The organism is Mycobacterium sp. SMC-16, from assembly GCF_046250085.1.
GTDB classification, from domain to species: Bacteria; Actinomycetota; Actinomycetes; order Mycobacteriales; family Mycobacteriaceae; genus Mycobacterium; species Mycobacterium phocaicum.
This window is the reverse complement of sequence record NZ_CP176427.1, coordinates 4,106,365-4,118,932: the sequence shown is the minus strand read 5'-3', so window position 1 is coordinate 4,118,932 and position 12,568 is coordinate 4,106,365. Positions and strand designations below refer to the sequence as shown.

Sequence of the window (12,568 nt, the reverse complement as noted above, 5' to 3'; positions counted from 1 at the left end):
ATGGCGGCTCCCTCAACATTCACTCCGCAGCTGTTGCGGCCGTTCACCGCGGTCGGCAACGGACTGCTGAAGGCGGCCGGGCGCACCGGCCACATGATCGAGTTCTTCGGCAAGGTCGTGCTGGCCATCCCGACGATGTGGCTGCGCTACCGCAAGGAACTGCTGCGGCTGCTGTCCGACATCACCTGGGGCAACGGCTCCATCGTGGTGGGCGGCGGCACGCTGAACGTGGCCGGCGTGCTCGGTGTCACGGCCGGCGCGCTGGTCGCCGTCGAGGGTTACAACGCCCTGAACCTGTTGGGACTGGGGCCGGCGACGGGCCTGGTCTCGTCCTTCGCGACGACCCGAGAACTCGCGCCGGCGATGATCGCGATGGCCTTCATCGCACAGGCCGGCTGCCGGTTCACCGCACAGCTCGGCGCCATGCGGATCAATGACGAGATCGACGCGCTGGACACCCTGGGCATCAACTCGGTGGCCTACCTGGTGGCGACGCGGGTGGTGGCCTCGGTCATCGCGGTGGTCCCGTTGTTCCTCGCGGCCCTCGCCCTGGCCTACCTGTCGTGCCAGTTGGTCAGCGTGGTGGCCGGTCAGTCCACGGGTACCTATCTGCACTACTTCGGGTTGTTCCTCGAGGGCCGCGACGTGCTGTTCGCCACCGTCAAAGCGGTGATCTTCGTGTTCATCTCGTCGACCATCCAGTGCTACTACGGCTATTTCGCCTCCGGCGGCCCGGCCGGCGTCGGCGTGGCGGCCGGCCGCGCGATGCGCGGCAGTGTCACGGTCGTGATGATCGTCAACATGCTGCTCACCATGGCGCTGTGGGGCGTCATCAGCGGTGCAAGGTTCGGTGGCTGATGGGCAACTCGTTCGACCACGACCCGCGCGGTTCGACCGACCGCAAACTGGGCGTCATCGGCTTGTGCTTCGCGGTGATCGCCTCGTTCGCCGCGGTCCTCATGGTGGTGAAATCGCAAGGCAAATTGGACGATTTCGTCCGGGTGGAGCTCAAGCTCATCAACATCGGTGACGGCCTGCCGGAACGGTCCGACGTCAAGTTCCGCGGTGTCATCGTCGGCATGGTGTCGGGTGTGACGCCGTCGCAGCACGGCCAGCCGAACGTGGTGCACGTCAACATCCAGCCGCAGTTCGCCGCGCAGATCCCTGACAACGTCACCGCGCGCGTGGTGCCCGCCAACATCTTTGCGGTGTCGGCGGTGCAGCTCGTGCAGAACGGCGACGGGGCGCGGCCCATCCGTTCCGGTGACGTGGTGCTCGAGGACCAGACCTTGCCGACGGTGCTGTTCCAGAACGTGCTGGCCAAGTTGCGCCAGCTGCTCAAGGCTGTCGGCCAGTCACCGGATGCCAACAACGTCGGTGTCTTCGCGGCCATCGCCGAGGCCACCCACGGCCGTGGCCAGAAGCTCACCGATGCGGGCCACGATGTCAATGCCGTGATGCAGCAACTGAATACGGTGGTCAAGTCCGACGACACCGGCCCGACGACGTTGTCCGCCTTGAAGGCCGCGGCCGAGAGTCTGCGCACAGTGTCGCCGGACCTGTTCACCGCGCTGGACAGTTCGGTACAGCCGATGCGGACGTTCGCCGAGAAGCGCACGCAGCTGACCAATTTCCTCTCTGGTGGCCTGAACACTACGGGCACGCTGGGTGATGCGTTCGAGCACCAGAGTGACCGGATGATCCAGGTGAGCACCGGCCTGACGCCGGCACTCGGCGTGCTGGCCGACCACGCCGGTGAATTCCACGGCGTCTCAACACGATTGCAGGCGCTGGCCAACAAGGTCTACGACGAGGGCGTCAACCAGGACACCGGCCACATCGTGTGGAAGGCCGTCATCTCGATGAACCCGTCGCGCCAGTACACCCGGGCGGACTGCCCGCGGTACGGCGCGATGGAGGGGCCGAGTTGCAAGACCGCACCCGAAACCCCGACCGCGCCCGACCTCAAGCCCGGCCTGGAATCGATGGGGATGGCAACCCCACCGTGGGTGACCGAGAACCGTCCCAACATTGCGCCGCCGCGCTTTTCGGTTCCGATCGTGCCGGAGTTCCCCGGCCCGCCGGACCCGAACGCGCCACCCGCACCGCAGGCGGCACCGGCGCCCGGGCCGCAGGCCACGCCCGTGCCCCCGGGCCCGCCGTTGCCGGCCGAAGCCGGCGCACCCGCACCTGGCGGCCAGGTGCAGCAGCAGTCCGCGCCCCTCTACGGCGGCACCGTGGGGCCGGTCGGCAGCCCGAGTGAGAAGGACCAGTTGAGCCAGATCGTCGGTGGCCCGGCCACTTCCGCCACGCAGTTGCTGCTTGGCCCGGTGGCCCGCGGACAGGACGTGCAGGTCACCCCGATCCCGGAGGGGCAGCCATGAAGTTGAAGCGCAGCACCGTCGTGTTCCTGACGCTGTTCCTGGTCTTCTCCGTGGCCGTCACGTGGATGGTCTTCGCCACCTTGCAGCGCAACGTCGCCGGGCCCACCTCGAGCTATTCGGCGATCTTCAGCGACGTTTCGGGATTGGCCGAAGGCGACGACGTCCGAGTGGCCGGGGTGCGCGTCGGCCGGGTCGACAAGATCGAGCTGACGCCGGACAACCAGGCCAAGGTCTCGTTCCAGGTGCGCAGCAATCAGACGTTGTACACCAACACGCTGGCCTCGGTGACCTACCAGAACATCATCGGTCAGCGGTACCTGGGCTTGAGTCAGGGTGAGGGCGACAAACGCAAACTGGCTGTCGGAGCGCAGATTCCGGAGAGCCGGACCAATCCGTCGTTCGACATCTCCTACATGCTCAACGGTTTCGAGCCGCTGTTCACCGAGCTCGACCCGCAGCAGGTGGACAACCTGACCAACGCCATCATCACGGCGTTCCAGGGCAACCAGGGGTCGCTGCTGACGCTGACGACCCAGGCGTCGGTGCTGACGCAGACGCTCGCGGGTCCCGATGCGGCCCTGGGGGATTTGATCGCGAACCTGGACCGGTTGATGACGACGTTGGCCGCGCAGAGCGCCAATCTGGAGACGATGCTGCACGAAACCTCGGTGTCGATCGCCGCCCTGAACGGCCGGCGCGACGAGCTGGTCTCCTCGGTGGGGTCGATCACTGCCAACGTCACGCGACTCTCGGCGATCGTCAACGCGATCACCCCGCAGATGCAGCAGTTCATCGACCGCGAGCCGGGTTTCCTGAAGTACAGCGTGACCGACGGCAAGGCCCGCCTGGGGTATGCGTTGGCCAATGTGCCGTTGCTGCTCAAGGGACTTGCCCGCGCGGGCCAGGAGGGTACCTACATCGACGTCTACGTCTGCGACCTCGATTTCGGCCTGTGGCGCGGCTTGCTCAACTGGTTCCGCCGGTTCGTCGTCGCGGCCACGCCAGGTAACGGCAACGAGACCTGGCACACGGCGGTGTGCCGATGAGCAGCCTGTTCGGTGGTCCGCTGCGCCCGGCGAGCATCCCGGGTGGGCGCAAGCGAGTCCTGGAGGACTACAACAAGTTCTGGCTCGGTGTGATCGGCTTGACGGTCATCGTCGTGATGGTCGCCGCCGTGGTGCTGGTCAGCATCCTGGACGTCGGCAAGAAGCAGTACACCGCCGAGTTCGCTCAGGCCGCCGCGATCAAATCCGGAAACGCCGTCACCATCGCGGGCATCAACGTCGGGGAGGTGCAGAACGTCGAGCTGGCCGGTGACCACGTGGTGGTGACGTTCAAAGCCGACAAGAACGTCCGGCTGGGCACAGAAACACGTGCGGCCATCAAACTCACGACCATCTTGGGTTCGCGGTACCTGGAGATCAGCCCGGCGGGCGCGGGCCACCTCGCCGGCAACACAATCAAGGTTGAGTCATACCGAGGTGCCGTACGACCTGCAGAAGACGCTCGAGGGTGCGACCAGCACGCTGTCGCCGCTCGATGCGGACAAGATCGCCGAGTCGGTGCGCGTGATGAGTGGCAGCCTGCAGGGTGTGCCCGACGCCCTGCCGGAGGCGCTCACCAACCTGAACTCGCTGGCCGGGGTCATCCAGTCCCGCCGTGACCAGCTCGGCACCTTGATCACCAACGCCGACACCATCGCTGCGTTGTTGCATCGGCAGAAGGCCGACCTCGGCGCACTTGTGCTGCAGGGCAACCAGATTCTCGGCGAGATCACCACCCGGCGGGCCGCGATGCAGCGGTTGTTCGACGGGGTGACGCTGCTGGCCGACCGGGCCCACACATTGCTGGCCAACGAGCCGCAACTGGACGCCTTGATCACCAACCTGCACGAATTCGCCAAGCTGCTCGCCGATCACGACGCACTGGTCCGCAGCATCCTGCAGGTCGCACCGGTCACTGCGCGCAACATCGCCAACCTCACGGGTAGCGGCAACGGTGCCGACATCACCCTGCCCGCCGGCATCATGGTGGATTCCTGGATGTGCGCGATCAGCGGCCGGGCCCGCCAGTTCAACATCGTCGAATACTTCAAGGACTGCAAATGAGTAAGCGCGCCTTGATGATCGGTGCGATCGCCGTAATCGCGATCGTCGCGCTGGTGACGACCGCGGCCGCCGTGGCGCCGCGCATGTGGCAGCGCAACATCACCGTGACAGCGCATTTCCAGGACGCCGTCGGGTTGTATCCCGGCAACGCGGTGTCGGTGCTCGGCATGCAGGTGGGCAAGGTCGACTCGGTGGTGAACAAGGGTGGCTACATCGAGGTCACCATGGACATCGACAAGAAGATCCCGATCCCCAGCGACGTCACGGCGGCCACCGTCTCCGCCTCGATCCTCACCGACCGGCACGTCGAGCTGACCCCGCCCTACCGTGGTGGGAACAAGCTGCGGGACGGCGATCTGATCGCGTTGGGCCACACCAGGACTCCCGTTGAGTTCGACAAGACGCTGTCGATGATCGACAAACTGGGCACCGCCCTGAAGGGCAACCCGCAGGGCGGTGGGCCACTGGGCGATCTGGTGGACCTGGGTTCCCGGATCAGCTCCGAGAACAGCACCCAGATCAAGTCGACGCTGACCAAGTTGTCGGAGGCCCTCAAGGTCGGACCCGACGGTGGAGCCAAGACCGAGAAGAATCTGCAGGAGATCATTCGCAGTGTCTCGGACCTGACCCAATCTGCGGCCGAAAACGACGACGCCGTGCGCAGATTCGGCAGCAACGTTCATCAACTGAGCGACATCCTCGCCGACCAGAATCTCGGGTCGGGGCGCACAGGCGCCAAGGCCAACGAGATCCTCGAAGAGGTCAGCGGGCTGCTGGAGCGTCACCGTGACCAGCTCAAGGGCGCGTTCGCCGACTTGGACCCGGTAATGCGGTCCCTCTCGGACAACAAGCGCGAGTTGGAAGAGACGCTGGACGTCCTGCCACTGACCCTGGACAACGTCTACAACGTGCTGGACCCGGTGGGTGGCAGCATCCGTGGCCACCTGCTGACCGACAAGTTGTTGGCGTACAACCAGCTGAACAAGGAACTCTGCAACCTGATGGGCCTCAAGCAATTGGGTTGTGCGACCGGCACATTGCAGGACTACGGTCCGGACTTCGGCTTGACGTCGATGATGGACCTGATGGCCAACGGTATCGGCCCGTCGGGTCAGGGTGAGCCGCCGAAGCCCGGCGCATCGGCCCCGGCTGCACCCGCCCCGGCTGCGCCCGCTCCGGGAGGGCCGACGCGATGAGCGTGAAATCGGTTGTGCGAGGGGCGCGCTGGGCCGGCGTTCTCGGCGGCGTCCTGCTGATGACGGGCTGCGCCGCGGGCCTGGACAGCGTGCCGTTGCCGTCCCCCGGATCCAGAGGCGGAACCTACGACCTCAATGCGGTGTTCACCGACGCGCTGAACCTGCCGTCGAAGGCGAAGGTGCGGCTGTACGGCGCGGACATCGGTGAGGTCACGTCGATCGAGGCCGTGGACTTCACTGCCAAGGTGTCCATGCGGATCCGTCGCGATGTACCGCTGCCGGTGGGCAGCACCGCCGAATTGCGTTCGGCCACACCGCTGGGCGACGTCTTCCTCCAGATTCGTCCGCCGGACGACAAGGCAGACAGCGGAGCGTTGCTGCGCAACGGCGACACCATCCCGTTGGGGGCCACGGCCGCGGCCCCGACGGTCGAGGAACTCCTCAACTCGCTGGCGATGCTCGTCAACGGCGGCGCCATCCGCGCCCTGACCACCGATGTCAACGGCGCCGGCCGCGTGGTCGGCGGGCGCGGCGAGAAGCTGGCCGGGCTGATCTCGGAGACCAACCAGTTCCTGGCGAAGATGACGGCGCGGACAGCGCAACTGGATGCGACGCTGCGCAGCACGTCGAACATGGCGGCCGAGGTCGCCCGGCATCAGCAGAGCATCGACACCGCGCTGGCCGCCGGCGCCCCCGCGCTGGCGGTCATCTCCGACATCACCACGCGGATCATGGACGTGGTGGACAACGTCGGTCGAATCACGCGGCAGCTGTCCAAGTTCCCGTCGATGCAGGGCACCGACACCCGCAGTGTCGCTGCCGATGTGAACAAGCTGTCGGCGGTGTTCAACGAGATCGCCATGGACCCGAACATCTCGCTGACCGCCTTCAACCGGCTGATCGGCATCCTGGTCAAGGCCACCAGTTCCACCGCCGTGCACGTGCAGGCGGAGATCTCGAAGATCGCGATCGGTGCACTGCCCGACAAGAACTACGCGGGTGACCCGGGCATCCACGGACCCGACGGCACCGACTGGCACCTGATGATCGGCAGCCTGCGCTACGAATGGAACATGCTGCTCGGCCGCATCTACGGATCGGACCGAACCCGATGAACGCGCTGAACAGCCTGGTGGCGTTCGTCATTCGCATCGTGAAGGCGGTGGCGAGCCGCAAGGTGGTGCTCGCGCTGTTCGGCTTGCTGGCCACTGCCGTGATCGCTTTCGGCTACATCGCCATCGACGGTCTGCGGTTCAACCCGTTCCACCGGACCATCGCCATCCGGATCATGCTGCCGGAATCCGGTGGGCTGCTGGCCAATCAGGATGTCACGTTGCGCGGCATCCCGATCGGTCACGTTGCGGCGGTCAACCTCACCAAGAACGGTGTCGAGGCGGTGGCCTCCGTCGACTCGTCTGCCCACATCCCGACCGACAGCCCGGTGCGGGTTTCCGGCTTGTCGGCGGCGGGGGAGCAGTACCTGGACTTCCGGCCGGAGCACGGCGGCGGACCGTATCTCACTGACGGTGCGGTGATCTCCGGCAAGCAGGCCAGCATCCCGGTGACCCTGCCGCACATCATCGACCACAGCCGCGGTGCGCTGGCGCAGCTCGATGCCGACAAGCTCGGCAAGATGTTCAACGAGTTGCACGTCACCAAGGACGGCCCACGCAAGCTTGCCGCGATCCTGGACGGCGCGAGTTTGTTGGCCAACACCGTGGATTCGGTGTTGCCGGAGACCGTGAGCATGATTCGTACCACGCGCGTCGTGTTCAGCACTGTCGCCGATGTGCGTCCGGGCCTGGCCGCCACCACGAACGATCTGACCAAGGTGCTCGACGGTGTGAACAAGATGGACGGCGGTTTCCGCACCCTGGTCGAGCGCGGTGAGCCGCAGTTGGCGACGCTGGACAACCTGATCGCCGACAACCGGCAGAACGTGGTGCAGATCCTCGGCAACCTGTCGACGACCTCGCAGGTGATCTATCAACGCATTCCGGGCCTCGAGTACATCTGGCGGCCCGACCGGGATCCGTTCATCGACCGGTTCGCGTCCGTCGTTCACGATGGCGGTGTCTGGGCGATCGTTGACATCTACCCCAAGTACCGATGCGACTACAACCTGCCGCGGCACCCGCCGTCGGACGCGAGTTTCCCCGAGCCGTACAAGTACACCTACTGTGAGGATCAGGATCCATCGCTGTTGGTCCGCGGTGCGCGCAACGCGCCACGGCCTCCGGGTGACGACACTGCCGGTCCGCCGCCGGGCTACGACCCCCACGCGGTGACCGACAAGACGCCGCACTACCCGGGCTACACGATCGACACCCCGTACGGGGGTCCGTCGTACCCGATCCCGATGCCGAACTGACGGTCCACGAGACACGCGAGAAGTGATGAGTAAACGAGCTGGCAGCGCCGACGTATTCGACCAGGTGCACGACACCGAAACCGAGGCGACCGAGCTGACGACTGCGGCTGAGACAACGGACGTGACCGGGGCGGACGCCGCGGCCGAGACCACGGAACCAGCTGCGGCGGCATCGAAGCGCCGGGTCGGGCTGGCGGCGGTGGTGTGCGCGTTGCTGTTCACGATTCTGGTGGCAGCGCTGGGCTTTCTGGGCTGGCGGCAGTACGAGCAGTACCGGGTCAACGCCGCCAGTGATGCGGCACTGCAGGCCGCCAAGGACTACGCCGTGGTGCTGACCACGTTGGACGCCAAGAACATCGACGAGAACTATCGCAAGTCGCTCGACGGTTCCACCGGTGAGTTCAAGGACGCCTACAGCCAGGGCGCCACGCAGCTGCGGCAGGTGCTGATCGACAACAAGGCCTCCGGAACCGGCATCGTCGTCGCGGCGGCGGTCAAGTCGGCGACGCCCGACAAGGTCGAGGTGCTGCTGTTCGTCGATCAGTCGATCACCAACGCGAACAACCCGAGCCCCCGCATCGACCGCAACCGCATCGACATGACCATGGAGAAGGTCGGCGACCGCTGGCTGGCCAGCAGGGTCGAAATCCTGTGACCGAGAAGGACACCGAGGTACCCGACGTCGACACGGCCGCAGCCGAGACCGGCGAGGCCGAACCGTCCACGCCGGCGGCGGCCGCTGCGCCCAAGGCCCCGAAGACCTATGCCATCCGGCGCAGCCTCTGCTGGGCCGTGGCGGTCGTGGTCATCGCGTTGTCGGCCGCCGCCGGCACCGCGTGGGCACTGGTCTACGCCCAGCATCAGCGCGACGCCGAGGCTGCGGAAGCCCTTGCGGCGGCACGCGGTTACGCGGTCATGTTGACGACCACCGACCAGAGCACGATCGACAAGAACTTCGCCGATGTGCTGGGCGGGGCGACGGGCGAGTTCAAGGATGCCTACAGCAAGGCCGCGGCGACCATGCGGAAGATGTTGATCGACAACAAGGTCAGCACGACGGGCGTGGTCGAGGACGGGGCGGTCAAGGACGTGCGCGGCGACGACGTCGACGTGCTGCTGTCGGTGAAGCAGGACGTCTCCAGCGCCGGGGTGAAAGAGAAGCGGACCGATTACGTCAGCGTGTCGATGACGATGCGCAAGGTGGGCGACAGGTGGCTGGCGGCCGAGGTGCTGCTCGCCGGAGCGGACGGTAAACGTGGCAAGTAGAGTCCGGGCGGCCCTGGCTGCCTTGGGTGCGACAGTTGCCACGACGTCTTTCACGGCTGCACCGGTTGCCGACGCGGCTATCGACAGCTTCTGCGCGGGGCTCGGCGCGGTGTGGGACGGTGGTGCGTGCACCGCGGTGGTCAAGTCTCAGCGCGAAGCGGAAATGCTTCTGACGCTGCGCGTTCCGGCCGAGCTGATCGACAACCCGACTGCCGGACCGGTATTGCGTGACTATTACACCCGGCTGTTCAACGGGTGGCGCGCGACCGGAAACACCACGCCGCGCGACAGCAGTGCGCGTGCGGACTACGAGATCATCCCGGGTCCCGGCGGGCTGCAGTCGGTGGTGGTGCACGAGACGTTCGAGCCCTTCGGTATCCAGGCCAACAACGCCTACCGATCATTCCTGTTCGACATGAACTCTGGCCGCCGGCTGTACCTACCGGACCTGTTCCGGCCGGGAGTCAATGCGAATCAGGCGGTTTCGGCCGCCGCTGCCCCGATCCTGCCGCCGGTCCTCGACGCGGCCGCACCGCCGCACGCACCGCGCACCTACCCGTTCACCGTGGAGGAGTTCCAGCCCGACGGAGACGGGCCCGGGTACTCGGGCAACTACCGCGCTTTCGCGCTCACCGGTGATTCCCTGCGCCTCTACATGCCGGACCAGCCGATGTCCCGCGAAAGCCCAAGTCCACGAGACCGTTTCAGTTGGTCCATGGACGGTGGCACCGTCGTGGCCAACGTCCCGCTGGCTGCGCTGGCGGGTCAGCTGAAGCCGCAGTACGGCGGCTGAGGTCCGGTCACACTCGGCCACCGTCCTGCGGCGTGGTGGGCGGCGACGTCTGGAACACGAACACCTGACTGCCGATTCGAAGGGTGTCGCCATCGTGGAGCTCGGCCGTGGCGCGGATTCGCTCTCCGTTGACATGGACTCCGTTGGCAGACCCGAGGTCGGTGATGATGTGGGCGGTGTCGGCGTTGTTGATGACGGCGTGGTGCCGGCTCACCTTGTCGTCGGCCAAGACAAGGTCATTGTCCGGGCTGCGTCCGATGCGGGTGGCCGAACCCCTGAGCCGATGAAGGTGATCGTGCACGTCGCGCAGGGCTGCGGTGACAGGGCTGATCAGGGTGGTCACACCGGGTTCGAAAGCGACGACCGTTTGGGCCGCGGCCTGGGCATTGCGCTGTACGTCGAGCGGCTCCTGGCGCAGAATCTGTTCGTACAGCGTGCGCAGCGCCGGCGCGGGGTCTATGCCGAGGTCATCTGACAACGTTGTCTTGAGCCGGTGATATGTGTCGAGCGCATCGGATTGGCGGTCGGTGAGGTAGTACGCCGTCATCAGTTGAGCCCAGAGCGGTTCGCGGTAGGGATGTTCCCCGACCAGGGTTTCGAGCTCCCGAACGATGGTATGGGCTCGGCCACAGGCGATCTCGGCGTGGGCCCGCGCCGTCTGGGCGAGGACTTTGTCCTCGGCCAGCTCGTTGCGCAGCACATCGGTGAAGGCGAAGTCGCGCAGGTCGTCGAGGACGGGGCCGCGCCACTGAGCCAGTGCGGTGGTCAGGTGTGTGCTGGCCGCCTCGAAACGTCCAGCGGCCACGGCGTTGATCCCCGCTTGCTGCTCCGTGGCGAACCGGGCCAGATCACTTTGCCCGGTCGCGATTTCGAGTCGGTAGCCATTGGGTGCGGTGGCCACGACGGCGTGGGCGTCGATGCCCGCCTCGGTGATGAGGCGGCGCAGATTCGACACATAGGCACTCACCGAGATGCGTGCGGCGGCCGGCGGTTCGCCTTCCCAGATCGCTGTGATCAAGTCCGCGGCACTGACGGCGCGGTTGGCGTTCGCGACCAGCATGGCAAGTACCGCGCGCTGTTTCGGCGTACCGACCTGAATCGGTGCTGACCCGACGTTCACCTGCAGCGGACCCAGCACTCCGAACTGGATGTCGCGTTCGGCTCCAGCACGCTGAGGTCCGGGCGCCATCGGTGTCTGGCCGCCCATCAATCGCTCCCCGCCCGGCCGAACCTGTCCATTCGCACGGGTAGAGCGTTTCACACCCGGTCGGCCCGAGCCGGTCGAATCGTCCGGGCTAGAGGTGGCGCGCGATGAGATCCTTCATGACCTCGTTGGCACCGGCATAGATCCGTGAGATCCGACTGTCGACGAACAGGCGGGAGATGGGGTATTCCTCCATGTAGCCATAGCCGCCATGTAGTTGCAGGCAGCGGTCGACGATTTGTGTCTGTTGGTCGGAGCACCAGAGTTTGACCTGCGCGGCGCGTTTGACGTCGAGGTCGCCGCGGACGTGACGCTGGATCGCGTCGTCGACGAATGTGCGCATGACGTCGATGACGGTGGCGATCTCGGCCAGTTCGAAACGCGTGTTCTGCAGGGCGAAGAGAGGTTTCCCGAACACGTGGCGCTCCTTGACGTACGCCAGCGTGTGGTCGTATGCGGCTTCGACCGCGCCCAGCGCGGCGACGCCCACGATCAGGCGCTCCTGCGGCAACTGCTGCATCAACTGGACGAAGCCGCGGCCCTCGATCCCGCCGAGCAGGTTCTCCGCCGGGACGCGCAATTCGTCGAAGAACAGTTCGGTGGTGTCCTGCCCTTTCTGGCCGATCTTCTTCAGCTTGCGGCCGCGCTGGAATCCCGCAGTATCGTCGCGGACCTCGGCGGCGAACAGCGACAACCCGGCCGCACCCTGCTGCGGATCGGTCTTGGCCGCGATGATGATGAGGTCGCATGTCGCACCGTTCGAGATGAACGTCTTGGCGCCGGAGATCACGTACTCGTCTCCCACACGAACGGCCCGCGTCGAAATGGCCTGGAGATCCGACCCGGTACCGGGCTCGGTCATGGCGATCGCGCCGATCCATTCGCCGGAAGCGAGTTTGGGCAGCCAGCGCAGCTTCTGTTCGGCGGTGGCGTAGGCGTTCAGGTAATGCGGGACGATGCCCGCGTGCACGCCCAACTGCATGGACAGGTCACCGGCATAGGCTTGTTCCCGGAAGAGCACCGCCTCGTGCGCGAAAGTCGCCCCACCGCCGCCGAATTCCTCCGGGATCGACATCAGCAGCAACCCCAGGTCGCCGGCACGGCGATACAACGCGCGGTCGGGCTCGCCGGCGGCGGCGAATTCCTCGTGACGCGGGGCGACTTCCTTGGTGAAGAAGTCGCGGGCCAAACCGGACAGGTCGGCGAGTTCGGTCGTCGATGCGTGGGTCACTGTCTTGTTCCTCTC

Annotated in this window: 12 protein-coding genes and 1 pseudogene; 11 read left to right on the top strand and 2 right to left on the bottom strand. The window is 66.1% G+C overall.

Annotated features, from left to right (window positions below):
* From ACJEIK_RS19915 to ACJEIK_RS19865, 11 genes and pseudogenes are all read left to right on the top strand, one after another.
* Positions 1-858 (top strand): MlaE family ABC transporter permease, encoded by an 858-nt coding sequence (locus ACJEIK_RS19915; RefSeq protein ID WP_138250000.1) that lies wholly within the window; start codon positions 1-3, stop codon positions 856-858.
* Positions 858-2,384, top strand: coding sequence for an MlaD family protein (locus tag ACJEIK_RS19910; protein WP_064859928.1), 1,527 nt, complete (start codon positions 858-860; stop codon positions 2,382-2,384). The genes ACJEIK_RS19915 and ACJEIK_RS19910 overlap by 1 nt, the downstream gene beginning before the upstream one ends.
* On the top strand, positions 2,381-3,430 hold the full coding sequence (locus ACJEIK_RS19905; protein ID WP_064859927.1) for an MlaD family protein: 1,050 nt from the start codon (positions 2,381-2,383) through the stop codon (positions 3,428-3,430). The genes ACJEIK_RS19910 and ACJEIK_RS19905 overlap by 4 nt, the downstream gene beginning before the upstream one ends.
* Positions 3,427-3,753, top strand: a pseudogene (locus ACJEIK_RS19900) (MlaD family protein); the annotation flags it as partial. The gene ACJEIK_RS19905 and the pseudogene ACJEIK_RS19900, both read left to right, overlap by 4 nt.
* A gap of 97 nt (positions 3,754-3,850) precedes the next feature.
* Positions 3,851-4,492, top strand: coding sequence for an MCE family protein (locus tag ACJEIK_RS19895; RefSeq protein WP_409430175.1), 642 nt, complete (start codon positions 3,851-3,853; stop codon positions 4,490-4,492).
* Positions 4,489-5,688, top strand: a complete 1,200-nt coding sequence (locus ACJEIK_RS19890) for an MCE family protein (RefSeq protein WP_409430174.1) — start codon at positions 4,489-4,491, stop codon at positions 5,686-5,688. Before ACJEIK_RS19895 ends, ACJEIK_RS19890 begins: the two co-directional genes overlap by 4 nt.
* The gene (locus ACJEIK_RS19885; protein WP_409430173.1) at positions 5,685-6,803 is read left to right on the top strand and encodes an MlaD family protein; all 1,119 of its coding nucleotides are present in this window, start codon (positions 5,685-5,687) and stop codon (positions 6,801-6,803) included. Before ACJEIK_RS19890 ends, ACJEIK_RS19885 begins: the two co-directional genes overlap by 4 nt.
* Positions 6,755-8,059, top strand: coding sequence for an MlaD family protein (locus ACJEIK_RS19880; protein WP_409430172.1), 1,305 nt, complete (start codon positions 6,755-6,757; stop codon positions 8,057-8,059). The genes ACJEIK_RS19885 and ACJEIK_RS19880 overlap by 49 nt, the downstream gene beginning before the upstream one ends.
* A gap of 25 nt (positions 8,060-8,084) precedes the next feature.
* Positions 8,085-8,714, top strand: a complete 630-nt coding sequence (locus tag ACJEIK_RS19875) for an Mce protein (RefSeq protein WP_409430171.1) — start codon at positions 8,085-8,087, stop codon at positions 8,712-8,714.
* Positions 8,711-9,325, top strand: coding sequence for an Mce protein (locus ACJEIK_RS19870; protein ID WP_267323664.1), 615 nt, complete (start codon positions 8,711-8,713; stop codon positions 9,323-9,325). Before ACJEIK_RS19875 ends, ACJEIK_RS19870 begins: the two co-directional genes overlap by 4 nt.
* Entirely contained in the window at positions 9,315-10,118 is an 804-nt protein-coding gene (locus ACJEIK_RS19865) for a hypothetical protein (RefSeq protein WP_409430170.1), read from the top strand. Before ACJEIK_RS19870 ends, ACJEIK_RS19865 begins: the two co-directional genes overlap by 11 nt.
* Before the next feature lie 7 nt (positions 10,119-10,125).
* Here the strand turns inward: ACJEIK_RS19865 and ACJEIK_RS19860 are convergent, their stop codons facing one another.
* Together ACJEIK_RS19860 and ACJEIK_RS19855 are read right to left on the bottom strand one after the other, a co-directional pair.
* A complete protein-coding gene (locus ACJEIK_RS19860; protein WP_409430169.1) occupies positions 10,126-11,325 on the bottom strand; it encodes a BTAD domain-containing putative transcriptional regulator in 1,200 nt (399 codons plus the stop codon).
* Positions 11,326-11,413: 88 nt separating this feature from the next.
* Positions 11,414-12,553 carry an acyl-CoA dehydrogenase family protein gene (locus ACJEIK_RS19855; RefSeq protein ID WP_061005938.1) on the bottom strand — a complete coding sequence of 380 codons (1,140 nt, stop codon included), beginning with the start codon at positions 12,551-12,553 and terminating at the stop codon, positions 11,414-11,416.
* Between the last annotated feature and the right edge of the window lie 15 nt (positions 12,554-12,568).